A 23,746-nucleotide genomic window follows, 5' to 3' on the forward strand; every position below is an offset into this window, starting at 1 on the left:
GCTGTAGGAAGTTTCGCTAAGTTTTATTTTACAAGTATTATTAGCAACTAAGTGGATGACAGGTGCCTGTCAGATTCCACTATCCCCGTGGCTTGGAGACAAGGCCGCTCTACAAGGGCTGCGCCATGGCAGCTTCATGAATGACCGGGCTGTGTTCTGACGCCTGCAACGCGGTGCGGCCATAGAAGAACAACGCCGTTACCCAGGTTGTCAGCCAGACAAAGATCCCCGCCCAGAATGTATGCGACATATAGTGCCAGCCCTGCAGTACCCGTGTTGTGCCATACACGAACCCGATCAGCAGAATGACCGCCAGCAACTTGCGCGCCTGTGCCCAGCGATGACGCAATGCCACGAAATACAGCGCCAGCAAGGTAAACCCGCTGGAGGCATGGCCGCCCGGCCAGCAGCGGCCATCGCCGGCCTTGTTCCACCAGGAGAAGTTCTCGAACCATTCAACGCGGGCCTGCGTACCGCCATACAGTGTGGTCTCCACCGGGCAATACACACTGGTATGGCTTTTCAGGTAATGAATCACGGTCGTGCTCAGGGCAAACGCCACAACCACGAACAGCAAGTCGCGCCGGTGTTGGGTGGTGAAGCGCAGCACGGGTGCGATACGGGCTTTTTCCAGCGCCCGGGTCAGGCCCAGTTGGGGGCGGTTGGCCAGGCGCGGCCAGATGAACGACAGCAAGCTGCCGATGACGGCCAGTTCACCTGTCCAGTCCGGCAGGATGCGCGGCCACTTGTGGGTGACCTTCTCGAACCACTGATTGTGCAGCAGCGGGAACTGACCGGTGGCGGGGTCGAGCAGCAGGTTGCTGATCCAGCGATCGAGCTCGGTGAGGTCGAATGCCATGAACACGATAGCGGCCAGCAACAGCGGCAGTAGCAGGTTATTGCGGTAGAACGCGGCGCGGGAGGGCATGTTCACATTTCCTTGGCATCAACGAGTTTGCGCCATTCACTGGCAGCCATCTGGCCCAGCAGCGTTGTCTTGCCATCGCTGCCCTGGGTGATGAACAGGGCACTGGCATAGCTGTTCGACGTCGCGCTGGCGGGCACCTGGAGCGCTTGCTCCAGCTGCTCCATGCAACCGCTGTGGCTGACCAGCACGAGGTTGTGGCCGGCCCGCTTGTGGCCAAAGGCGTTATCGGCAAAGTGCCCGTCACACTGGTTAAGCCAGCCTTGCGTGGCAACGGTTTTACCAAACATGGCTTGTGCGGTTTGTCGGGTGCGCACCTCCGGGCTGCTCCACACGTCGGATGACGCCAGGCCAAGGTGTTGCAGGCTTTGGCCTACAGCGGCGGCCACCTGGCTGCCCGCAACCGTAATGCCGGTGGGGTCGCCCAGGCAGGCACCTCTGGACCGGTCGCAGCGTTCGGCATGGCGCAGCACCACAATCACCGAGCCTTTTGCCCAAGCGGCCTCCAGCGCACTGCGTTGCAGGTGGTGCGGGTTGCCCAGGTTGGGGACGGCCGTGCGGGCATGCGCCCAGGCTGCTGCCACGCCCAGGATGAACAGCAGGCACAAGACTGCGAATAGCGCTGTACCCCAAGGTAACCGGTATACCTGCACACGGTGTGAGGCGGGGGATTTGTCGATAACGCCTTGCAGCATGTTTGCCACTCCAGTCAGCTCGCTCCATTACGAGAGCGTCGGCACTGTAGGTAGCAGGATGTCGGTAGAGAGTGAGGCAGATGTGAAAAATGCCTTGGCCCGACAGATCTCTAGCGTTGCTGCAGAGATGAGAAGTCAACCATGAAACCGGTTTCAAAACATTTCTGAACGCGCTAGATTATTCGGCTGTCTTCTTGATGGCCTATCAAGATCACCTCTCCAATGAAAATCAGATGGCGCTTATCAAGGCCGCCCCAAAGCCGATGAGGATTCCCAATGCCTGAGCATGCCCCAGACAACCCGCGCAGGGATTTTCTGCGCAAGACCTTGACCCTGATCCCTGTCGTTACCGTGGCCAGCACAGGGCTGGGCGTGGGTGCCAGCCAACTGCTTGCGGCCCCGCAACCGCAGCAACAGCCAGCGAAAGTGCCGGCCACGCCACCGGCGGGTAACTATCAGCCGACATTTTTCAGCGCCGAAGAGTGGGCGTTTCTGCAAGCCGCCGTGTCCCGCATCATTCCGGCCGACGAGCTTGGCCCCGGCGCGCTGGAAGCCGGCGCTGCCGAATTCATCGACCGGCAGATGAACACGCCGTACGCCACTGGCGCACAGTGGTACATGCAAGGCCCTTTCAACGCCGACGCAGCGCCAGAGCTGGGCTATCAGTTGCAGCTCAGCCCGCAGCAAATCTACCGCCTGGGCATCGCTGCCGTGGACGGCTGGTGCAAGGCCAATTCCGGGCAAGTTTTTGCTGAGCAAGATAGCGCTACCCGAGACCGTATTCTCGGCAAGATCGAGGCCGGAGAGCTGGTTTTCGACACCGTGCCGGCCAAGGTGTTTTTCAGCTTGCTGGTGCAGAACACCCGCGAAGGGTTTTTCTGCGACCCGATCCATGGGGGCAACAAAGGCATGGTCGGCTGGACCCAGATCGGCTTCCCCGGCGCCCGCGCCGACTTCATGGACTGGGTCGAGCGCAACGAGCCTTACCCGTTCCCGGCTGTATCGATCCGCGGCGAGAGGGCCTGAGGCATGGCGACTGTGTTGAACAAAGTGGATGCGGTGATCGTCGGCTTCGGCTGGGCCGGTGCGATCATGGCCAAGGAACTGACCGAGGCCGGGCTGCAGGTGGTGGCGCTGGAACGTGGGCCGATGCAGGACACCTACCCGGAAGGCAGCTACCCGCAGGTGATCGACGAGTTGACCTACAGCGTGCGCAAGAAGCTGTTCGTCGACGTGTCTAAAGAAACCGTCACTGTCCGCCACAGCATGAACGATGTGGCACTGCCCAATCGTCAGCTCGGCGCTTTCTTGCCGGGCAAGGGTGTGGGCGGCGCGGGCTTGCATTGGTCGGGTGTGCACTTTCGGGTAGACCCGGTCGAGTTGCGCATGCGCAGCCATTACGAAGAGCGATACGGGCGAAAGTTCATCCCCGACGACATGACCATCCAGGACTTTGGCGTCACTTACGAGGAGCTGGAGCCGTACTTCGACTTCGCTGAGAAGGTGTTCGGCACCTCTGGCCAGGCCTGGACCGTCAACGGCCAGGTCGTGGGCGAAGGGAAGGGCGGCAACCCCTATGCGCCGGACCGATCGAGCCCGTTCCCGCTGCCTGCGCAGAAGAACGTGGTGTCGGCCAGGTTGTTCGAAAAGGCCGCCACCAGCTTGGGCTACAAGCCTTACAACCTGCCATCGGCCAACACCTCCGGGCCATACACCAACCCTTACGGGGCACAGATGGGGCCGTGCAACTTCTGTGGTTTTTGCAGCGGGTACGTGTGCTACATGTACTCCAAAGCCTCGCCCAACGTGAATATTTTGCCGGCGCTGCGCCAAGTGCCCAACTTCGAGCTGCGGCCCAATGCCCATGTGCTGCGGGTGAACCTGGACGACAGCAAGCGCAAGGCCACCGGCGTCACCTACATCGATGCCCAGGGGCGCGAGGTAGAGCAGCCTGCGGAGTTGGTGATCCTGGCGGCGTTCCAGTTCAATAACGTTCGCCTGATGCTGCTTTCCGGCATTGGCAAGCCTTACGACCCGGTGAAGAACGAAGGCGTGGTCGGGCGTAACTTTGCCTATCAGAACATGGGCACGGTCAAGGCGTTCTTCGACAAGGACACCTACACCAATAATTTCATCGGCGCGGGTGGCAACGGCATCGCCATCGACGATTTCAACGCCGACAACTTCGACCATGGCCCGCACGGCTTCGTCGGCGGCTCACCGATGTGGGTGAACCAGGCTGGCAGCCGGCCGATTGCCGGCACCGCCAACCCGCCGGGCACGCCGGCATGGGGCAGCGCGTGGAAGAAAGCCACTGCCGACTACTACACCCACCAGGTATCGATGGACGCCCATGGCGCCCACCAGTCGTACCGCGGCAATTACCTGGACCTGGACCCGACTTACCGCGACGCCTATGGCCAACCGCTGCTGCGCATGACCTTTGACTGGCAGGAAAACGACATCAGGATGAACCAGTTCATGGTCGACAAGCTGAGCAAGATCGCCCAGGCGATGAATCCCAAGTCCATTGCGGTACTGGGCAAGAAGGTCAAAGACCACTTCAACACCGCCAGCTATCAGACCACCCACCTGAACGGCGGCGCGATCATGGGCACCGACCCCAAGACCAGCGCACTGAACCGTTACCTGCAAAGCTGGGACGTGCATAACGTGTTTGTCCCGGGCGCTTCGGCGTTCCCTCAGGGCCTGGGGTACAACCCGACCGGGCTGGTGGCCGCGTTGACCTACTGGTCGGCCCGCGCCATCCGCGAGCAGTACCTGAAAAACCCCGGCCCGCTGGTCCAGGCTTGAGGAGCGATGAGCATGAAGACAATGTTGATCGCAACCCTGCTGCTCGGGGCCACGACGGCTGTGCAAGCCACCGCGAATGATGATGCCCAGGTGCGCCAGGGCGAGTACCTGGCCCGTGCCGGTGACTGTGTGGCCTGCCATACCGCCAAGGGCGGCCAGCCCTTCGCCGGCGGGCTGCCGATGGAAACGCCGATCGGCACGGTGTACTCCACCAACATCACCCCGGCGGCCAGCGGCATTGGCCAGTACAGCTTCGAAGACTTCGACCAGGCCGTGCGCAAGGGCATCCGCAAGGACGGCAGCACCCTATACCCAGCCATGCCATACCCGTCTTATGCGCGCGTCAGCGAGCAAGACATGCAGGCGCTGTACGCCTACTTCATGAAGGGCGTGGTGCCCGTCGAACAGGCGAACAAGGCCAGCGACATCCCCTGGCCGCTGAGTATGCGCTGGCCGCTGGCTGCCTGGCGCGGCCTTTTCGCGCCCGAGGCCAAGCCGTGGCAGGCAATGGCTGCTGCCGACCCGGTGGTGAACCGTGGTGCGTACCTGGTCGAGGGCCTTGGCCACTGTGGTGCCTGCCATACACCGCGGGCGCTGACCATGCAGGAAAAGGCGCTGAGCCCGGCAGATGGCGAGCAGTTTCTGGCCGGCAGCGCTCCGCTGGAAGGCTGGATTGCCAAGAACCTGCGTGGCGACCACAAGGACGGCCTGGGCAGCTGGAGCGAAGCGCAGCTGGTGCAGTTTCTCAAGACTGGGCGCAGTGATCGCAGCGCCGTGTTCGGTGGCATGAGCGACGTGGTCGAGCACAGCATGCAGTACCTGAGCGATGCCGACCTGACCGCGATCGCCCGTTACCTGAAGACCCTGCCGCCGAGCAACCCTGAAGACCGGCCGCACGTCTATGACAAGCAGGTGGCAGATGCGCTGTGGAAGGGCGATGACAGCAAGCCAGGGGCGGCGGTGTACATCGACAATTGCGCAGCCTGCCACCGTACCGATGGCCAGGGTTACACCCGCGTGTTCCCGGCTTTGGCCGGCAACCCGGTGGTGCAGACGGCGGATGCCACGTCGCTGATCCATGTGGTGTTGGCAGGGGGCACGGTACCGGCGACGCACACGGCGCCTTCGAATTTCACCATGCCGGCGTTTGGCTGGCGCCTGAGCGACCAGGAGGTTGCCGAGGTGGTGAATTTCATCAGGAGCAGCTGGGGCAACCAGGGAAGCGCCGTCACGGCCGGTGATGTGAAGTCGCTTCGCTGACTCCTCTAGCTGCACCCAGATCCACTGTGGGAGCGGGTGAACCCGTTCCCACAGTTTTTTGGTTGAAATTGCATTTGCATCAATCAGTTAATTTACTTATCTAACCTCGAATATTATGTTTGTTTCAACATTGCCGACCAACGGAAGGTTGACGAACTGCCGCAGTTTTGCTGTATTGAAACCGGTTTCATCGCAATCACAACAATCATAAGGACTGCCTATGACCGACGCGCCTGCCCATGCCCGCGAACGGGTCACCATCAGCGAAGTAGCGCGTGTCGCTGGCGTTTCAAAAGCCACCGTTTCCCGTTACATCGGTGGTGACCGTCAGTTGCTGGCCGACGCCACGGCCAAGCGCCTGGAAGAAGTCATCGAGCGGCTTGGCTATCGCCCCAACCAGATGGCCCGAGGCCTCAAGCGCGGCCAGACGCGACTGATCGGCATGCTGGTAGCCGATATTCTCAACCCCTATTCAGTGGCCGTGATGCATGGCGTGGAAACCGCCTGCCGTCAGCACGGTTACAGCCTGGTGGTGTGTAACACCAACCGCGACGACGAGCAGGAGCGTCACCACCTGGTGGCCCTGCAGAGCTACAACGTCGAAGGGCTGATCGTGAACACCCTTGGCCATCACCCCGGCGAACTGCTCAACCTGCAGCGTGACATCCCCATGGTGCTGGTCGATCGCCAATTGCCCGAGCTGAATGTCGACCTGGTTGGCCTGGACAATGCCGATGCGGTCGAGCAGGCCCTCGACCACCTGCAGGCACAGGGCTACCGCGATATTTTGGCGGTCAGCGAACCCCTCGATGGCACCAGCTCACGCCTGGAGCGGGTGCAGGCATTCAGCACGTCGGTCAGCCGTCGTGCCGGCATGCGCCAGCAGGTGCTGGAAATCGATGCCGGGCTGGAGGGGCAACTGGCGTCATTCCTGGCCAGCCGCGGCCATGGCCCGCAAGCCATCTTCACCTTCAACGGCGTTGCAACCCTGGCAGTGACCCGGGCCTTGCACGAGGCCGGGCGCAACCTGTTTGCCGACGTCGGGCTGATCGCCCTCGACGACCTTGACTGGTACCCCTTGGTCGGTAATGGCATCACTGCACTGGCGCAACCCACCGAGCGTATCGGTGTGGCGGCTTTCGAAAGCCTGCTTGGCCGCCTGCGTGGCGACAGCGGGGCGGCCCGGCGCATCGACTTCAAGGCCGAGCTGATCATCCGAGGTTCAACCCAACCCCAATAAGCAACGGCAGGCTGGCGCCTGCTGCTGTCGACTAAAAATGAAACCGGTTTCATAAGGACAAGAACAATGCACACGAACCCCGTTTCCATCAGCCTCTCCAGCTACGGCGCCGACTTCGTGCGGCAACGTGGTCAGGAGCAGTTCCTTGACCTGCTGGCAGCCGCTGGCGTTAGCCGTGTGGAGTTGCGCGAAGAACTGTTTGCCAGTGCGCCGGACGCGACAGCGCTGGGTGCTGTCATTGCCGCATTGCGCCTGGAATGCCTGTACTCGACACCCCTGGAGTTGTGGACCGCGCAAGGCGTACCCGACCCGCTTGTGGCGCAGAAGCTGGCGCTCGCCCGTGCGTTTGGCGCGGTAGCGCTCAAGGTGTCCCTGGGGCACTTCAACGCACGTTGCGATGTCGCCGCCCTGGCAGCGCTACTGCCCGCAGAAGGGCCGCTGTTGCTGGTGGAAAACGACCAGACGGAACACGGTGGCAGGATCGAACCCCTGCTGCAGTTCTTCCGGCATGCCGACCCGCTTGGGCTGCGCCTGGGCATGACCTTCGATATTGGCAACTGGCAATGGCAAGACGAGTCTGCAAGGCAAGCCGCGCGTCAACTGGGCCGCTGGGTGCGCTATGTGCATTGCAAGGCTGTGGAGCGCCGGGCCGATGGCCGACGGGTTGCCATACCGCCGCAAGCAGCTGACCTGCAAGTATGGGCAACGCTGATGGCCGAGTTCGCCCCCGGCGTGGTGCGCGCTGTCGAATACCCCCTGGTTGGCGACGACCTGCTGGCGCTGACCCGTGCCCAGGTGCGTAGCCTGTCTGCGCTGGGTGCGGAGGTGGCCCATGCATGAGCATGACGTGCTGTGTTTTGGTGAAACCATGGCCATGTTCGTTGCCGAGCAAACCGGCGACCTGGCCAGTGTCGGCCAGTTTGGCAAGCGCATTGCCGGCGCAGACAGCAATGTGGCGATCGGCCTGGCGCGGCTGGGGTTCAATGTGCGCTGGTTGAGCCGGGTCGGTGACGATTCACTGGGCCGTTTCGTGCTCGACAGCCTGCAACGCGAAGGCCTGGACTGCTCCGGCGTGGAAGTGGATAGCCACTGCCCTACGGGCTTTCAGCTCAAGGCCCGCTGCGATGACGGCAGCGACCCGGCTGTGGAGTACTTCCGCCGTGGTTCGGCGGCCAGCAAGTTGTCACCCGAACGGCTACGTGCAGAACTGTTGCAAGCGCGTCACCTGCACGCCACTGGCATTCCGCTGGCGCTGTCGGACAGCTGCCGGGCTCTGTCCCACGCGTTGGTTGACGCCATGCATGCAGCCGGTCGCAGCATCTCGTTCGACCCCAACCTGCGCCCCTCGTTATGGCCTGATCAAAACACCATGGTGCGCGAAATCAATGCCCTGGCGGTCAAGGCCGACTGGGTTTTACCGGGCCTGGAAGAGGGCCGGTTGCTGACCGGCCGGCACACCCCGGCAGATATCGCCGCGTTCTACCTCGACCAAGGGGTTGAGTTGGTGGTGGTCAAGCTGGGCGACGCCGGTGCCTACTTGCGCAGTGCCAAAGGGGAAGGCCAGGTAGCAGCCGTGCCCGTCAGCCGTGTCGTGGACACCGTCGGCGCCGGTGATGCCTTTGCCGTCGGCGTGCTCAGCGCGCTGCTGGAGGGCCGCGCAGTGGCCGAGGCGGTGGCGCGCGGCAACTGGTGCGGCAGCCGTGCCGTGCAGTCACGAGGCGACATGGAAGGGCTGCCGCTGCGCCACGAGCTGGAGGCCTTCGACCTGCGCAGAAGCGCGTGACCTCTTAACCCCGAATCACCTGTTGCAACAAAAACAACAAGCTCAGGAGAAACAAACCATGCAAAGCCAAAGCCTGGCACCTCGCCGCTGGTGGTACATCATCCCGATTGTGTTCGTCACTTACAGCCTGGCGTATCTGGACCGCGCCAATTACGGTTTCGCTGCCGCGTCCGGCATGGCCGAAGACCTGCACATCACCCCGGTGCTGTCTTCGCTGCTGGGCGCACTGTTCTTCCTCGGTTACTTCTTCTTCCAGGTACCTGGCGCCATCTACGCCGAAAAGCGCAGTGTGAAGAAGCTGATTTTCGTCTGCCTGATCCTCTGGGGTGGCCTTGCCACACTCACGGGCATGGTCAGCAACGTCTACATGCTGATTGGCATCCGCTTCCTGCTCGGGGTGGTGGAGGCCGCCGTCATGCCGGCGATGCTGGTGTACCTGTGCCATTGGTTCACCCGTGCCGAGCGTTCGCGTGCCAATACCTTCCTGATGCTGGGCAACCCGGTGACCATTCTGTGGATGTCGGTGGTGTCGGGTTACCTCATCAAGCATTACGACTGGCGCTGGATGTTCATCATCGAAGGCCTGCCAGCCGTGATCTGGGCGTTCTTCTGGTGGCGCTTGGTCGACGACCGCCCGGCCCAGGTGAACTGGCTGAGCGAGCAGGAAAAAGACGCCCTGCAGCAGGTACTGGCTGCCGAGCAGCAGGGCATCAAGCCTGTGAAGAACTACCGCGAAGCGTTCCGTTCGCCGCAGGTAATCATCCTGGCGCTGCAGTACTTCTGCTGGAGCATCGGCGTCTATGGCTTTGTGCTGTGGCTGCCGTCGATCCTCAAGCAGGCGGCCAATGTCGATATCGTGCAGGCCGGCTGGCTGGCCTCGGTGCCGTACCTGGCGGCGGTACTGGCGATGGTGGGCGTGTCCTGGGCGTCGGACCGCCTGCAAAAGCGAAAGCGCTTTGTCTGGCCGCCGCTGTTGGTGGCCGCGGTGGCGTTCTATGGCTCGTACGCCTTGGGCAGTGAGCATTTCTGGCTGTCGTACGCGTTGCTGGTGCTGGCCGGCGCCTGCATGTATGCACCCTATGGCCCGTTCTTCGCAATCGTGCCCGAGATCCTGCCGGCGAACGTCGCAGGCGGGGCCATGGCGCTGATCAACAGCATGGGGGCGCTGGGTTCGTTCGGCGGCTCGTGGCTGGTGGGCTACCTCAATGGCGCCACCGGCGGGCCGGGCGCTTCTTACCTGTTCATGTGCGGCGCGTTGCTGACCGCCGTGGCGCTTACCGCCGCACTCAATACGTCACAGACATCCGGCCGGGCCAAGCGCAACAGCACGCGGCTGGCCATGAACCCTTAGGTAACCTGCAATGAAGAAGCGAATCGTCCTGTATAAACGCCTGTCTGACGACTTGATGACCCGCCTGCAAGATCGCGTCGAGGTCACCTGGGTGGATACCGCCCGGCCCGACGGCCTGGCCCGCCTGCGCGACGCGTTGCCGGGCGCGCATGGCTTGCTGGGTGCCAGCCTGCGCCTGGATGCCAGCCTGCTCGACCTGGCGCCGCAGCTGGAAGTGGTGTCCAGCGTATCGGTCGGCGTGGACAACTATGACATTGCCGAGCTCAGCCGGCGCGGCGTGATGCTGACCAACACGCCCGACGTGCTGACCGAGACCACTGCCGATACGGGGTTTGCCTTAATCCTGGCCACTGCCAGGCGGGTGGTGGAATTGGCGAACTGGGTACGTGAAGGCCACTGGCAAGCCAACCTGGGGCCGGCGCATTTTGGCTGTGACGTGCATGGCAAGACACTGGGCATCATCGGCATGGGCCGCATCGGCGAGGCCTTGGCCCGGCGAGCGGCTGCCGGCTTCGGGATGCGCGTGCTTTACCAAAGCCAGCGGCCCAAGCCCGAGGTGGAGGCGCGCTATGCCGCGCGCCAGTGCAGCCTGGATGAGTTGTTGCAGCAGGCGGACTTCGTGTGCCTGACCGTGCCGCTGAGTGCCAGCACCGAAGGCCTGATTGGCGCCCGGGAGCTGGCGCTGATGAAGCCTGAGGCGATCCTGGTGAACATCTCGCGAGGGCGTGTGGTGGATGAGCCTGCGCTGGTCGATGCGCTGCGGGCCAAGCGCATACGGGGTGCGGGGCTGGATGTATTCGTGCAGGAGCCGCTGTCCACAGATTCGCCGCTGCTGCAGCTGGATAACGTGGTAGCGACTCCCCACATCGGCTCGGCAACCCAGGAGACACGCCAGGCCATGGCGCGTTGCGCGGTAGACAACCTGCTCAGCGCGCTGGCCGGCGAACGGCCGGCGAACCTGGTGAATGAGGTGTGCAGGTCGTGAGAGCAAGGGGCCGCCATACGGCCCCGTTGCTGTGCAGCTGAGCGGGCGCTTATCGGCAATTACCGGCTTTGCGATAGCCCGCAGCCTGCGCCTCACCCTCGGTGGCGAAGGTCACCTGGTTCTTCGCGGCTACCTGGTTGTAGCCCGGGCAGCCAACAGACAGGTGATACACATGGCTGTTGCGGTTGCCAAGCACAGCCCCGACTGACTCGGCGCTGGCCAGGCTCGGTTTGGCCTGTGCCTTGGTCGCTTTAGCCGGCACCGCTTGCACCACACCACTGCCCGCCGGCTTGTAGTCGGCAGTCCATTTGCGTTCTCCACTCACGAACGGGTTGGCATGGCCCATGATCGCGGCAATCCGGCGGTCGCGTTCTTTTTCCCAGGCCGACACCGGGTGCTGCTTGTCCCACGCCATCAACAGCTGTTGCTGCTGGCGCGACATGCTTAGTTGGTAGCGGTCGAACATGTAGAACGTGGTACGCGCCACCAGACCTTTCACTTCATCACGCGGCTCTGCAGCGCGCTGGACGAAATCGACCTTGGTGGTGCACTGGCCGTATTCGCCGGCATTGCCGGCAACCATGCCGTAGTTGAAGTTGCTGCGGTCACCATTCACCTCGCCCACTGCCGGGTACAGGTTGAACAGGTCGGCTTCCATGGCACGAAACACCGGGTCGTTGTCCACGCAGTGCTCGCGGCCGCCGTTTTTCCAGCACTGACGCTGGTTGCCGAAGGTGTAGGCGGGCACGATGTGTTCCCACTCGGTACGCTCGGCGCGGTTCTGCTGCTTGCGGGTCTGGTAACCACACGAGGCTGCATCGATGCGCCCGCCGGACTTGCCCACCCAGGTCCACTTGCAACCGCAGTACAGGTCGCCCATGGCGCTGCTGGCCTGGTCCAGGTACACCTTCTCCTTGGCCACCACCTTGGCTTCGGTGAAGGTTGCCGGCGGGTTGGCCAAGGCGGGTAGGGTAAAGGAAAACAGTAAGGTTACGGCGTAAAGCAGTGATTTCATGAGAAAAACATATTTCAGGATGGGGCGCGCATTGTAATGGTTTCCCCGGGGCTGGCCAGCTCGCGGAGCCACACCAGGGGTCGGCCTGGGTCGTCGCTGGCCATAACGCTCCAGCATCTGCAACTCTGTGGCCAGCAACGAGCGCAGTGCCGGCGTATCACCCCGCCAGTCAGCGTTTCGCGCACCCGGTGGGCGCGGGTATTTCAATGGCCGCCTTTCATCCGTCGTGCCACCAGATAAATCCCCAACCCGACCAGTGCCGTCGCCGCGCCAATGAAGCCGGTACTTGTCCAGCCCATGCCTGCGGTAATCGCCATGCCACCCAGCCACGGCCCCAATGCATTGGCCAGGTTGAACGCCGCATGGTTCGATGCCGCTGCCAGGCTGGGTGCTTCATGGGCAATGTCCATCAGGCGGATCTGCAGCGGCGCTGCCAGGGCGATCATGGTACCCACCAGGCCGATTCCCAACAGCAGGCTCCACAGCGCCTGGGCGGCGAAGGTGAAGAACAGCAGTACGGCAATCGACCACACCAGCACCAGCCCCACCGCGCGGAACTGCAGGCGATCAAACAGATTGCCGCCCGCGATGTTGCCGACAATACCGCCCACGCCGAACGCCGCCAGGCCGAACGGAATCCACTGTGGTGACACCTGGGTTACTTGCAGCATGGTCGGTGCCAGGTAGCTGAATACACAGAACATGCCGGCAAAGCCGATCGAAGCGATGGCCAGCGCCATCCATACCTGTGGGAGGGCGAAGGCTTGCAGCTCCTTGCACGGGTCGCTGCGGACTTCGTCGTGGCGCTGGGGCACGAAGCGCCACACCAGGGCGATGGTGCACAGGGCAATCGCGCCGACCAGCACGAATGCCGAACGCCAGCCGAAGTACTGGCCCAGGAAGGTGGCCACCGGGTTGCCCAGCAACATGGCCAAGGTCAGGCCCATCATCACCCGGGCAACGGCACCCGCTCGATGGTCCTTCGCCACCATGCTCGAGGCCACCACTGCGGCAATGCCGAAGTAGGCGCCGTGGGGCAGGCCGCTGATGAAGCGGAAGGCGACCAGGCCGCTGAACGAGGGGGCAAAGGCCGTTGCCAGGTTGCCCAGCGCATACAGCAGCATCAACAGCAACAACATGTGCTTGCGCAGCAGTCTGGCACCCAGAATCGCCAGTGTCGGTGCGCCAACCATCACCCCCAGTGCATAGGCGCTGATGGCGTGGCCCACCTGCGGCTCGCTCAATTGCAGGTTGTTGGCGATGTCGGGCATCAGGCCCATGATGGCGAACTCGCCGGTGCCGATGGCGAAGCTGCCCAACGCCATGGCGGCTTCCATCTTGGCGACGGTGGTTGTGCTGGGGAGAGGGGGGGGGGCCTGGACTGACATCGGGATCCTTACTGAAACATGCTGAAACGTTCAAGGCGGGATCATAGTCAATCTACGGCCGTAACGTCGAGAAAGCCGGCCGGCTTCCTCGCGCGTCTGTTGGGTTCAGGCAGGTTCTGCGTACAGCCATTTTTTACCGGAGTGGACGGCAGGAGTACAAACGTACACCAATACTTGTGCCTGCTCTTTTAGACTGACGCTTGCGTGCGCCGACATCCGGCCCGCCTTTCATTTGGCTTGCATGGACAAGAACGATGTCGGATACACCACGTAACTCGTTACTGATCGATGGGCCGGTCGGCCAGATCGAACTGCTGATCGACCATCCGGCCGGACCACCCAAGGGGGGGTTGGTCAGTCATCCACAGCCCCGCAACAGGCTGGCCTCAACGTTCCAGGTAATGTGTCTGCGCGGCAAAATCGATGAACCGCTTGCTGGCCAGCGATAGGTATTCCCCCGACCGCCAGCACAGGCGGAAGCTCATCAGCTGCGCTGGCCGGAACGGCACCCCGACGATGCCGGGTGTGCGCTGCTGTACCGAGCGCAGCAGGGTCGCCACGCCCATGTTGTCCAGCGCGGCCTGCACCACCAGCGAGACAAAGTTGCTCTGCAGCGCCACCTGGTAAGTAATGCCATGTTCGGCGAAGAACGCGTCCAGCAGGTGACGTTGCACGAACGTTCGGTCGAACACCACCATGTCGGTATTGCGCAGGTCTTCCGCCGTGAGGAAGGCTTTGCCGGCATAGGCGTGGTCGGGGTGCATGCACGCCAGCATCTCGTCACTGCCCAGCAGGATCGACTCCTTGTCGGGCGGCACGCGCCTGGATTCCAGCAGTGCCAGGTCGATCTCACGCTGTTCCAGGCGGTGGCCAATGTCCTCGGCACTGCCTTCGAACACGGTCATGGCAATGCCGGGGTACAGCTTGCGAAAGGCATTCATCAAGCCGGGCACATAGTGCAGGCCGAACATCGGAGGAATACCCAGACGCACTTCGCCGCGTTTCAGGTCGGCCATGTCGCGCAGTTCTTGCCGGGCGACATCCATCTCACGCAGGGCCGATGCAATGCGCGGCAGAAACTGTTCGCCTTCGGCGGTGAGGATCACTTTGCGCGTGGTGCGGTTGAACAGGGTCACGCCCAGTTCTTCTTCCAGCCGGGTTACGGCCATGCTCAGTGCCGGCTGGGCGATGTGCAGGTGCTGCGCGGCTTTGGTGAAGCTGCCCTGGCGCACGATCTCGACGCAGCAGCGCAATGCCTTGAGGTTCATTGAGGCGTTCTACCATTCATAACAAGCTGTGATGCTAAGCATCATAACAATATATTTATTATTATTAACCAGAGGGCCTACGATGCGCGCCACTGAGACATCCTGCAACATCTCAGTCACGCAGTGGAATAACGCTGCAATCCCACAAAGATTTTGAGGTAGTACCCCAAATGGCCAAGGCCGCCGATGTCGTTGTGCAATGCCTGGAAAACGAAGGTGTCGAGTATGTGTTCGGCATTCCTGGTGAGGAAAACCTCGACCTGCTCGAATCCCTGCGCAAGTCGAAGATCAAGCTGGTACTGACCCGTCACGAGCAGTCTGCAGGCTTTATGGCCGCCACCTATGGCCGTCTGACCGGCAAGACCGGCGTCAGCCTGTCGACCCTCGGCCCTGGCGCCACCAACCTGGTTACTGCCAGTGCCTACGCCTACCTGGGCGGCATGCCGATGATGATGATCACCGGCCAGAAGCCGATCAAGAAGTCCAAGCAGGGCCGCTTCCAGATCATCGACGTGTGCGGCATGATGGACCCCATCACCAAGTACACCCACCAGTTCGCCTCGGCTGACAACATCCCGTCACGCATGCGCGAAGCCTTCCGCCTGGCCGAAGAAGAAAAGCCGGGTGCGGTACACCTGGAGCTGCCGGAAGACATCGCCGCCGAGCAGACCGATGCACTGCCGATCCCGCGCAGCCTGCACCGCCGCCCGCTGGCCGAGCATGTGGCCATCGAAGCCGCCGTCGAGAAGCTGCTCAACGCCCGTAACCCGATCCTGGTGATCGGTGCTGGCGCCAACCGCAAGATGACCGCCAAGGTTCTCAAGCAACTGATCGACAAGACCGGCATCCCGTTCATCACCACCCAGATGGGTAAAGGTGTGGTCGACGAGCGCCACCCACGCTTCCTGGGCAACGCCGCGCTGTCGTCCGGCGATTTTGTGCATCGTGCGGTTGAAGCCGCCGACCTGATCATCAACATCGGCCACGATGTGATCGAGAAGCCGCCATTCTTCATGGTGCGTGGTGGCACCGAAGTCATCCACATCAACTTCCGTTCCGCCGAAGTCGATGCCGTGTACTTCCCGCAGGTCGAAGTGATCGGCGATATCGCCAACGCCGTGTGGCAGATCAGCGAAGCGCTGAACGACACCTCGCACTGGGACTTCACTCGCCTGATGGCCATCCGTGAAGCCAACGAAGCGCAAATCGCCGAAGGCGCCGACGACGACCGCTTCCCGGTCTACCCGCAGCGCCTGGTTGCCGACATCCGTCGCGTGCTGCCGTCCGAAGGCATCGTTGCCCTGGACAACGGCATCTACAAGATCTGGTTCGCCCGCAACTACAAGGCGCACAAGCCAAACACCGTGCTGCTGGACAACGCCCTGGCGACCATGGGTGCCGGCCTGCCATCGGCCATGGCAGCACACCTGGTGCACCCGGACCGCCCGGTGATTTCGGTATGCGGCGACGGCGGCTTCATGATGAACAGCCAGGAACTGGAAACCGCCGTGCGTCTGGGCATGCACATCACCGTGGTGATCCTGCGTGACGACGGCTACGGCATGATCCGCTGGAAGCAGGCCAACATGGGCTTCACCGATTTCGGCCTGGACTATGGCAACCCGGACTTCGTCAAGTACGCCGAAGCCTACGGTGCCAATGGCCACCGCGTGGAAAGCGCCGAAGGCCTGCTGCCGCTGCTGGAGCACTGCATCAAGACCCCGGGCGTGCATGTGATCGACTGCCCGGTCGATTACAGCGAGAACGACCGCATCCTCAACAGCGAGCTGCGTGAGCGCGCGCTGGCGGTGTAATGCTTGACAGGTACGGCGCCACCTCAAGGCTGGCGCCGCACCCTGGAGCGGCTTGCGCTCCCGCCTTCCGTTCAGTAAACCCTTCTCTCAGCGATCAACCAGGGCCTGCAGACTGGTCAGGATGCTGTTCGCGTCATAGGGCTTGCGGGTTACGGGCACATCCTTCAGATGCTCGGGAATGCTGATGCCGTCACCATAGCCGGTAGCGAACAGAAACGGAATTTGCCGGCGCTGCAGTTCATCGGCGACGGAAATCGACGTCCCTGTTCCCAGGTTCACATCCAGTATCGCGGCGTCCGGTGTGCGGCTGCTAATCAAACGCATGGCCTCATCCTCGGAGCTGGCGGTCATCACGTCCTTGATCTGTGCATCGTTGAGAATCTGCTCAAGGCCAACCGCGATCACCAACTGGTCCTCAAGGATCAGCACGCACAAGCCCGTCCGGGCGGCAAAGGCATCGGCTGCACGGGTAACCGGCGCGGCCGTGCTCGCAGGCTCGGCCGCTTCGGCCACGGACAGGTGTTTTGCAGGAATTCTGAACAACCCTTGCACGCCTTCGGGGTGATATTCCACTGCGCTGGTGCCACCCAGATCAAACGGAATACTGCGTTCTATCAGCACCGAGCCAAAGCCATTGCGGCTGGGCGGGCGCACCGTTGGTCCGCCGCTTTCACGCCAGGTAATGCTGCAGCCGTTGCTGGCGTCGATGGCCCAGCTCACGGCAAGCTTGCCGCTCGCCCACGACAGCGCGCCGTATTTGGCAGCATTGGTTGCCAGTTCGTGCAGCACCAAGGCCATGACCGAATAGGCGCGGGCATCCAGGATAACGTTCGGGCCTTGCAGTTCAATCACTCCGGCGGCGGTGCGGTAGGGTGAAAGCTCTGCCTCCAGCAGCTTGGCCAGTCGCCCGCCACCGTCACCGCGTACCACCTGGTCGTGAGCGAGGGAGAGCGCATGGATGCGCCCCTTCAATGTCGCCACGTAGTCCTGCAGTGTCTGGCTCTCCGAGGTCGGGTGGGCAACCAGCGCGCCAATCAACGACAGGATGTTCTTGACCCTGTGGTTGAGCTCTTCATTGAGGATGCGCTGGCGCACTTCTGCCTTCGAACGCTCGCTGGCCAGCAACTCGCTGTTATGCAGCACCACCTCGACAATCGCGGTACGGATGGCGTCGCCAAACTGGCGGTCCTGCTCGGTCCAGGGTAGTGACTGCTGGTGAACGGTTTCTTTCCAGATCGCGAAGCTCTTGCGTGGTGTCAGGCGGTCGCCCAGTGCGCCGCTGTCATAGGTCTTGTTCGGGTCCCCGGCCCAGTCGAGTGTCTCGACCACTTCCTTGCGGAAGAAGATCAGGTAATCCCTCGGCTGCTGCGACATCGGTATGATCAGCACACCCGACACATCGGTAAAGTACGCGTGGGCCGCAGGCAGTACCATCGACAGGCGGTTGGACGCCCAGGTGCGGCCAGAGCTGACGATATCTGCCAGGCGCAGCAGGTCGGGCACCGCCGAGTTGGGCGGCGTCAGCCCGCCGGATGACCAGCGGCCTTGCAGCGACATGCCGATGCCGTCGCAGGGGATCAGCGACATAAGCTGGGGCAGGCGCGCACGGAAGAACCCATCGATGTCTGCAGCCTGGTTGGCGTCAAGCAGCATACTGTCCAGCGCTTTGTGAACGTGCACGGCGGCTTCAAGCTTTTGCCGGCTGCGCAGGGTCTCGATATGCAGCGAGAAGAATTCGCCGAACATTTCCGCCGCCACACGTTGCCCCATGGCCAGTGTGCGCGGTGCGTAGTGGTGGCAGGCGATCATCCCCCATAGCTCCCCATTGACGATGACCGAAATCGACATGGAGGCCCCCACGCCCATGTTGCACAGGTATTCGCAATGGATCGGCGAGACGCTGCGCAAGTGCGCATAGGAAAGGTCTAGCGGCTCGCCCGAGGGGTCGAGCACGGGGTCGATGGCGACCGTCTTGAACTGGGCATCCGAGATCACCCGGATGGGGTTGCGCAGGTAAAGTGCGCGGGCCTGCTGGGGGATGTCGGAGGCCGGGAAGTATTGGCCCATGAAGCTTTCAAGGTCGCTGCGCCTGGCCTCTGCAACCACTTTGCCGGCGCCGTCGGTACCCAATTGGTAGATCATCACCCGGTCGTAACCGAGCACGGCCCGGACATAGCGGGCAGCATCGCGGAACAGCTTGCTGGTCTGGTCGATTTCGCGCAGTTGGGCGATCAGCGTGCGGGCCAGTTCGATCGGCTCGGCAATGCTCGCACCAGCGGGTTCGAACTCGAGGATAGCCGTGCCTTTGAACAAGTGGGCGGCAATGTCGACAGCCTCGCCGCTGGGCAGCTTCACACCGAAGCTGAGCGCCGGTCGCGAGGCCTCCCGGGTGCGGGCCAGCGCGTTGCGCAGGGTGTGCGCCACCTCATCCCCGAGCACCGCATGCAGCTTCTGGCCGTTGATGTCGCTTGCTACGCCCAGCATTTGTGAAGCATTGGCCGAATGACGCAAAACGACGGTGGCTGAGGCATCACAGGCCAGCAGGCAGCCATGGGGCTGGATACTGCCGGGTATCTGAATAGGCTCGCGGTCGCAGTTGGTCAGGTTTACTTGGGGGTTGAATGTCATTGGCCGTGCCTGTGGGGGATGAAGAGGCTGCCAGCAGGGCCGCCAACGTCAGCCTAGCAGGCAGCCGGCCTTTGGCATAGCGAAGCGAATGGGCTGGAAAGCCCAGGGTTGATGCCTACGTAGGCAGTCGCCAGGAAAGGACGAGAAGGCGGCATGTGCCGCCTTTTACCTGTGGAGTACAGATGTGCTCTTGTCGATAGGCCTTGAAGGCAAGCGGCGATCAATGGTCTCATCCGCACCTGAGCCAACTGGTATTGAACGATGACCCGCCCGCTGTTTGTTTCCATCGATGGGCCTAAAGGCACCGGCAAGACCACGCTGCTGGAGGCCGTCACCCAAGCCCTGAGGGTGGACGGGAAAAAGGTGATTCGCCTTTGCGAAAAAAAGAGCGATCCCTACCGGGGCGAAACCATGGCGCTGGTCAACAAGCTTGCCAGAACCCCGTGCCGGGATCTGGAATTCAAGGTGTGCGAGCGCTTCGCTGAAAGCCGCGCCTGGATTTCTCGGCACGTACTGCCCAAGCAGCCAGCAGACAGCATCGTTCTGATTGATCGCTGGTACCCCTCTGACGCCGCGTTTCGCCGCACGGTGCCGTTTGACCAGATCTTGCGATTGAACCTCGACCTCAGCGTGCAAGTGCCAGATTTGCATGTCGGGGTTGTCACTGCCCCTGAAACCTCGTGGGCAAGGGCTGCGGCACGCACGCGTGGCCTGGGCAGTACGGTGATACACAACCTGGATGAACAGGTGGCCTGCACCGAGGCTTTCGAGCGGGCGCTGGTAAAGCACGGCTGGGTGTTGTGCCGTAATGAAGGGGCCATGGAAGACGCAACGCGGCAGGTGGTTGGCGAGATTGACCGCGTACTGCTAACGCGTTGAGCGCTCGTGCGACCGCAAGCTGGCTTGCCGGCGCAAAGGCCGGCCTGGACAATCATGCGTGGATGATCAGGCGCCCTGGCGGTCGATATCACGGCGCAGGACGACCGACGTGGTAATGTCATCCACCGATTCGTGACGTGCCACGTTGTCGCGTACCTGATTGAGGTCGTCGATTGTCCGGGTTTCTACCTCAACCACCAGATCAAGCTGCCCACTCACCGAGGAAACCCGCCGCACGCGTGCGTCCGTCGCCAACTGGTCGAGCAGCCCCATGGCAGGGGTGCGCTGCAAGGTCACCAGCAGTATCGCGCGTATGACATTGGCGTCTATTTCGCCGATATCTGCACGGTATCCACGAATGATTCCGCTGCGCTCAAGGTTGGCCACACGTTCGGTCGTGGCGCTTCTGGAAAGGCCTATGCGGCCGGCTAACGCCTTCAGCGCAATGCGCGCGTCCTTCGAAAGTACTTCAAGAATCTCACGATCTTTTGCGTCCAGTTCACGCATTGCACCACCTGATAAGCTCGCCGTCTTTATGCCGGTCGGTACCGGCATAATGCCTGTCGATCCCGACCGTATGCAGGGTGTCGGTTTCGGCAGTGCATGACAAGCTATTGAAAAACAATTTGCTCGCTCGGAACGTGATGATATGACAGACCTTTCCCACCCGGCACCTCGGTTTTCGGCAAGCGATGCAGAGGGCCTCGCAAAAGATTTCTTCAATGTCACCGCTACGGCAACCCCCCTGGACGGGGAGCGTGACCGCAATTACCGGTTGGATACGGGCGTCGATGCGGGCTGGATACTGAAAATCGTCAATGCCAGTGAGCCCCGGGTAGAAAGCGAGTTTCAAACCGCGCTGCTCGATCATCTGGCCGTGCATGGCGCGCACCTGGGTGTGCCTCACCTTCGGGCCAGTGTGGCGGGTGACTACCTGCCATCCGTGGCCAGCGCCACAGGTGAGCAGCATGCTGTGCGCCTGGTCAGCTGGTTGGCCGGCACGCCGCTTGCCGAGGCCAAGCGCTCTTTCGCGCTGATGAGCAACTTTGGCCGGGCACTCGGTGAACTTGACCGCGCCCTGCAGGGGTTCATGCACCCGGGTGCCGTCCGTGACCTGGACTGGGACTTGCGCCATGCCGCACGCTCCCGTACGCGTTTGCACCACATTAAAAGCCCCGAGCGCCGGGCCATTGTCGAGCGTTTCATCACCCGGTTCGAACACACTGTACAGCCCAGGCTGGCATCACTCAGGGCGCAGGTGATCCACAATGACGCCAACGACTGGAACATCCTGGTCGATGCCGAAACCACCCGCCATGTGACCGGCTTCATCGACTTTGGCGATGCCGTTCACACCGTGCTGATTGCCGAGGTCGCGATCGCCAGTGCGTACGCCATTCTCGACATGGACGACCCGATCGGCGCTGCCGCAGCGCTGGTGGCCGGATTCCATGAAAAGTACCCATTGCAAGCGCAAGAGCTTGACGTGCTGTTCAACCTGATTGCCATGCGCCTGGTCATCAGCGTTACTTTCTCCGCTTCCCGGCACGATCAGACAGAAGACAACCCCTACCTGGCGATCAGTGAAGCGCCAGCCTGGCGCCTGCTGGAACAGCTTGATTCGATGAATCCACGGCTGGCTACAGGCATCCTGCGCAAAGCCTGTGGTTTCGATGCCGTCGAGGGGGCGGGTGCAGTGCGCCGCTGGATCGCCGAAAACCACACATCATTTGCCGACCTGGTGCGCCCGTCAGCCGCCATCCTCAACAAGGTGATCGCGCCGTTTGGCGACGCCAGCCACGAAATGACCATCGCCTCAGCCGAGCAGCGGCCTGCCGATGCGACGCGCTGGTGGGATGCGTTCTCTACCGCGCACAACGTGCCGCTGGCCATTGGGCCATGGGGTGAGGTGCGTACCATTTATACGGACAGTGCCTTCGAGTCGCGCTTCATCAAGGGGCGGCGCCGTACCCTGCATGTGGGGGTCGATCTGGTGATGCCTGCCGGTACGCCGTTGTACGCTCCGGTCGCCGGTACCGTCAAAAGCGTTGAGGTTGAACCCGACCCGCTGGGCTATGGTGGGCTGGTGATGATCGAGCACAGCCCGCCAGGTTGCCCGCCATTTCTGACCCTGTGGGGGCACATGGCCCACGAGGCGCTCGACCGCTTGAAGGCCGGTGACAAGCTCGAAGCCGGCGACCTGGTGGGCTACATGGGCACCGATACTGAAAACGGCGGCTGGATTCCCCACCTGCACCTGCAGATGACCACCGATACGCAGCTGAGCGCGAATGAGGTCATTGGCGTTGGAGAGCCCGAATACCGCGAGGTGTGGGCTGACCTGTTCCCTGATGCCTCGACCTTGGCCGGCATCCCGCCAGAAACCTACAACCAGCAGGGAATGACCAAGGCCCAGATCATTGCCAAGCGTAAAGCGCTGCTGCTACCGAATTTGTCAATTTCGTACACTGACCCGATCAAGTTCGTCCGCGGCGATGGCGTATGGCTGATCGACAACTTCGGGCGGGCCTACCTGGACTGCTTCAACAACGTGTGCCACCTGGGCCATAGCCATCCCGACGTGGTCGACGCCTTGACCCGCCAGGCTGCACTGCTTAACACCAACACCCGATACCTGCACGACAACATCGTCGAGTACGCCGAGCGGCTGACCGGCACGTTGCCCGAGGGCCTTTGTGTGGCGTCATTCGGCTGCTCGGGCAGTGAAGCTAACAGCCTCATGCTGCGCATGGCACGCAACTACACCGGTAGCGACCAGGCGATCGTGCTGGACTGGGCTTACCATGGCACCACGCAAGAGCTCATCGACCTGAGCCCTTACAAGTACAAGCGCAAAGCCGGCAAGGGCAGGGCGGCGCACGTATACGAGGCGATGGTTCCAGACAGCTACTACGCGCCCGAGCACTGGCCATTGGAGGAACACGGCAAACGGTTTGCCGAGTCGGTGGCAGAGCAGCTGGACGCCATGCGCAAAGCCGGCAAGGGCCCGGGCTACTTCCTTGCCGAGTCGATCCCCAGCGTGGCGGGGCAGGTGTTTCTGCCCGAGCATTACCTCAAGGAGGTATACGCCATGGTTCGCGCCGAAGGTGGGCTGTGCCTGGCCGATGAGGTGCAGGTCGGGTTTGGCCGCGTCGGTAGCCACTGGTGGGCGTTCGAGACCCAAGGGGTAGTGCCAGATGCTGTCACCATGGGCAAACCGATTGGTAACGGCCACCCGATGTCGGCGGTGGTGACCACGCGTGAAGTTGCCGATGCTTTCAACAACGGCATGGAGTATTTCAATACGTTCGCCGGCAACCCCGTGTCGTGTGCGGTGGGCCTGGCGGTGCTCAATGCCATCGAGCGCGACCAGCTGAAAGAGAACGCCTTGAGCATCGGCAATTACCTGCTTGAGGGTTTCCGCAAGCTTCAGCAGCAATTCGATGTGATTGGTGATGTACGCGGGTTGGGCCTGTTCCTCGGCATTGTGTTGGTCACGGACCGCTCCTCGAAGGCTCCGGCCACGGCCTTGGCCAGAAAAGTTGCCGATGGCGCCAGAGAACGCGGCGTGTTGATCGGTACCGAAGGCCCGCATGACAACGTGCTGAAAATGCGTCCTTCCATGATTTTCAGCCGGGCCAATGCGGACTTCCTGCTTGATGTGCTGCAAGACAGCTTCACTGCGGCGCTGAAGTAACGCG

General features: G+C 62.2%; 18 protein-coding genes and 1 pseudogene. 12 read left to right on the forward strand and 7 right to left on the reverse strand.

The genetic code is table 11. The features are described 5' to 3' along the window. Positions 1-109: 109 nt before the first annotated feature. Complete coding sequence (locus tag APH36_RS19580) at positions 110-928, reverse strand: phosphatase PAP2 family protein (RefSeq protein ID WP_060499911.1); 819 nt, start codon at positions 926-928, stop codon at positions 110-112. Positions 929-930: 2 nt separating this feature from the next. Continuing rightward, entirely contained in the window at positions 931-1,620 is a 690-nt protein-coding gene (locus tag APH36_RS19585) for a histidine phosphatase family protein (protein WP_060499912.1), read from the reverse strand. Positions 1,621-1,896: 276 nt separating this feature from the next. Between APH36_RS19585 and APH36_RS19590 the strand changes: the two genes are divergently transcribed. The 8 genes from APH36_RS19590 to APH36_RS19625 all read left to right on the forward strand — a co-directional run bounded on the left by APH36_RS19590 (position 1,897) and on the right by APH36_RS19625 (position 11,053). After that, positions 1,897-2,646, forward strand: a complete 750-nt coding sequence (locus tag APH36_RS19590; RefSeq protein WP_060499913.1) for a gluconate 2-dehydrogenase subunit 3 family protein — start codon at positions 1,897-1,899, stop codon at positions 2,644-2,646. 3 nt (positions 2,647-2,649) lie between these two features. Continuing rightward, entirely contained in the window at positions 2,650-4,434 is a 1,785-nt protein-coding gene (locus tag APH36_RS19595; RefSeq protein ID WP_060499914.1) for a GMC family oxidoreductase, read from the forward strand. 12 nt (positions 4,435-4,446) lie between these two features. Beyond that, entirely contained in the window at positions 4,447-5,694 is a 1,248-nt protein-coding gene (locus tag APH36_RS19600) for a cytochrome c (protein ID WP_060499915.1), read from the forward strand. A gap of 220 nt (positions 5,695-5,914) precedes the next feature. Beyond that, entirely contained in the window at positions 5,915-6,934 is a 1,020-nt protein-coding gene (gene ptxS / locus APH36_RS19605; protein WP_060499916.1) for a transcriptional regulator PtxS, read from the forward strand. Between the two features lie 66 nt (positions 6,935-7,000). Then, a complete protein-coding gene (locus APH36_RS19610; protein ID WP_060499917.1) occupies positions 7,001-7,774 on the forward strand; it encodes a sugar phosphate isomerase/epimerase in 774 nt (257 codons plus the stop codon). Then, on the forward strand, positions 7,767-8,717 hold the full coding sequence (locus APH36_RS19615; RefSeq protein ID WP_060499918.1) for a sugar kinase: 951 nt from the start codon (positions 7,767-7,769) through the stop codon (positions 8,715-8,717). Before APH36_RS19610 ends, APH36_RS19615 begins: the two co-directional genes overlap by 8 nt. Positions 8,718-8,775: 58 nt before the next feature. Beyond that, the gene (locus APH36_RS19620; protein ID WP_060499919.1) at positions 8,776-10,068 is read left to right on the forward strand and encodes an MFS transporter; all 1,293 of its coding nucleotides are present in this window, start codon (positions 8,776-8,778) and stop codon (positions 10,066-10,068) included. A gap of 10 nt (positions 10,069-10,078) precedes the next feature. Then, positions 10,079-11,053, forward strand: coding sequence for a D-glycerate dehydrogenase (locus tag APH36_RS19625; protein ID WP_060499920.1), 975 nt, complete (start codon positions 10,079-10,081; stop codon positions 11,051-11,053). Between the two features lie 49 nt (positions 11,054-11,102). Here APH36_RS19625 and APH36_RS19630 read toward each other — a convergent pair whose 3' ends face one another. Further along, positions 11,103-12,068 (reverse strand): endonuclease, encoded by a 966-nt coding sequence (locus APH36_RS19630; RefSeq protein ID WP_060499921.1) that lies wholly within the window; start codon positions 12,066-12,068, stop codon positions 11,103-11,105. Positions 12,069-12,271: 203 nt separating this feature from the next. Beyond that, the gene (locus APH36_RS19635) at positions 12,272-13,456 is read right to left on the reverse strand and encodes an MFS transporter (protein ID WP_060499922.1); all 1,185 of its coding nucleotides are present in this window, start codon (positions 13,454-13,456) and stop codon (positions 12,272-12,274) included. Between the two features lie 254 nt (positions 13,457-13,710). Between APH36_RS19635 and APH36_RS33065 the strand changes: the two are divergent. Then, positions 13,711-13,827 (forward strand): annotated as a pseudogene (locus APH36_RS33065) (alpha/beta hydrolase); the annotation flags it as partial. 15 nt (positions 13,828-13,842) lie between these two features. Here the strand turns inward: APH36_RS33065 and APH36_RS19640 are convergent. Beyond that, positions 13,843-14,724, reverse strand: a complete 882-nt coding sequence (locus APH36_RS19640; protein ID WP_016714070.1) for a LysR family transcriptional regulator — start codon at positions 14,722-14,724, stop codon at positions 13,843-13,845. Positions 14,725-14,894: 170 nt separating this feature from the next. Between APH36_RS19640 and APH36_RS19645 the strand changes: the two genes are divergently transcribed. Beyond that, complete coding sequence (locus APH36_RS19645; RefSeq protein ID WP_060499923.1) at positions 14,895-16,538, forward strand: acetolactate synthase large subunit; 1,644 nt, start codon at positions 14,895-14,897, stop codon at positions 16,536-16,538. Positions 16,539-16,625: 87 nt separating this feature from the next. Here the strand turns inward: APH36_RS19645 and APH36_RS19650 are convergent, their stop codons facing one another. Then, the gene (locus APH36_RS19650; protein ID WP_060499924.1) at positions 16,626-19,166 is read right to left on the reverse strand and encodes an HWE histidine kinase domain-containing protein; all 2,541 of its coding nucleotides are present in this window, start codon (positions 19,164-19,166) and stop codon (positions 16,626-16,628) included. Between the two features lie 261 nt (positions 19,167-19,427). Here APH36_RS19650 and APH36_RS19655 point away from each other — a divergent pair, with 261 nt between their 5' ends. Next, the gene (locus tag APH36_RS19655) at positions 19,428-20,045 is read left to right on the forward strand and encodes a dTMP kinase (protein ID WP_060499925.1); all 618 of its coding nucleotides are present in this window, start codon (positions 19,428-19,430) and stop codon (positions 20,043-20,045) included. A gap of 66 nt (positions 20,046-20,111) precedes the next feature. Here the strand turns inward: APH36_RS19655 and APH36_RS19660 are convergent, their stop codons facing one another. Continuing rightward, complete coding sequence (locus APH36_RS19660) at positions 20,112-20,552, reverse strand: Lrp/AsnC family transcriptional regulator (protein WP_016714074.1); 441 nt, start codon at positions 20,550-20,552, stop codon at positions 20,112-20,114. A 142-nt stretch (positions 20,553-20,694) separates the two neighbouring features. Here APH36_RS19660 and APH36_RS19665 point away from each other — a divergent pair, with 142 nt between their 5' ends. Continuing rightward, positions 20,695-23,742 (forward strand): aminotransferase class III-fold pyridoxal phosphate-dependent enzyme, encoded by a 3,048-nt coding sequence (locus APH36_RS19665; RefSeq protein WP_060499926.1) that lies wholly within the window; start codon positions 20,695-20,697, stop codon positions 23,740-23,742. Positions 23,743-23,746 lie beyond the last annotated feature (4 nt).

This window comes from Pseudomonas sp. NBRC 111133 (assembly GCF_001320605.1).
Lineage (GTDB): Bacteria > Pseudomonadota > Gammaproteobacteria > Pseudomonadales > Pseudomonadaceae > Aquipseudomonas > Aquipseudomonas monteilii.

Coding starts and splice junctions, on each gene's coding strand:
- APH36_RS19610 (WP_060499917.1), top strand. CDS start 7,001: ATGCACACGAACCCCGTTTCCATCAGCCTCTCCAGCTACGGCGCCGAC.
- APH36_RS19655 (WP_060499925.1), top strand. CDS start 19,428: ATGACCCGCCCGCTGTTTGTTTCCATCGATGGGCCTAAAGGCACCGGC.
- APH36_RS19645 (WP_060499923.1), top strand. CDS start 14,895: ATGGCCAAGGCCGCCGATGTCGTTGTGCAATGCCTGGAAAACGAAGGT.
- APH36_RS19600 (WP_060499915.1), top strand. CDS start 4,447: ATGAAGACAATGTTGATCGCAACCCTGCTGCTCGGGGCCACGACGGCT.
- ptxS (WP_060499916.1), top strand. CDS start 5,915: ATGACCGACGCGCCTGCCCATGCCCGCGAACGGGTCACCATCAGCGAA.
- APH36_RS19615 (WP_060499918.1), top strand. CDS start 7,767: ATGCATGAGCATGACGTGCTGTGTTTTGGTGAAACCATGGCCATGTTC.
- APH36_RS19595 (WP_060499914.1), top strand. CDS start 2,650: ATGGCGACTGTGTTGAACAAAGTGGATGCGGTGATCGTCGGCTTCGGC.
- APH36_RS19640 (WP_016714070.1), bottom strand. CDS start 14,724: ATGAACCTCAAGGCATTGCGCTGCTGCGTCGAGATCGTGCGCCAGGGC.
- APH36_RS19660 (WP_016714074.1), bottom strand. CDS start 20,552: ATGCGTGAACTGGACGCAAAAGATCGTGAGATTCTTGAAGTACTTTCG.
- APH36_RS19650 (WP_060499924.1), bottom strand. CDS start 19,166: ATGACATTCAACCCCCAAGTAAACCTGACCAACTGCGACCGCGAGCCT.
- APH36_RS19625 (WP_060499920.1), top strand. CDS start 10,079: ATGAAGAAGCGAATCGTCCTGTATAAACGCCTGTCTGACGACTTGATG.
- APH36_RS19590 (WP_060499913.1), top strand. CDS start 1,897: ATGCCTGAGCATGCCCCAGACAACCCGCGCAGGGATTTTCTGCGCAAG.
- APH36_RS19585 (WP_060499912.1), bottom strand. CDS start 1,620: ATGCTGCAAGGCGTTATCGACAAATCCCCCGCCTCACACCGTGTGCAG.
- APH36_RS19635 (WP_060499922.1), bottom strand. CDS start 13,456: ATGTCAGTCCAGGCCCCCCCCCCTCTCCCCAGCACAACCACCGTCGCC.
- APH36_RS19620 (WP_060499919.1), top strand. CDS start 8,776: ATGCAAAGCCAAAGCCTGGCACCTCGCCGCTGGTGGTACATCATCCCG.
- APH36_RS19630 (WP_060499921.1), bottom strand. CDS start 12,068: ATGAAATCACTGCTTTACGCCGTAACCTTACTGTTTTCCTTTACCCTA.
- APH36_RS19665 (WP_060499926.1), top strand. CDS start 20,695: ATGACAGACCTTTCCCACCCGGCACCTCGGTTTTCGGCAAGCGATGCA.
- APH36_RS19580 (WP_060499911.1), bottom strand. CDS start 928: ATGCCCTCCCGCGCCGCGTTCTACCGCAATAACCTGCTACTGCCGCTG.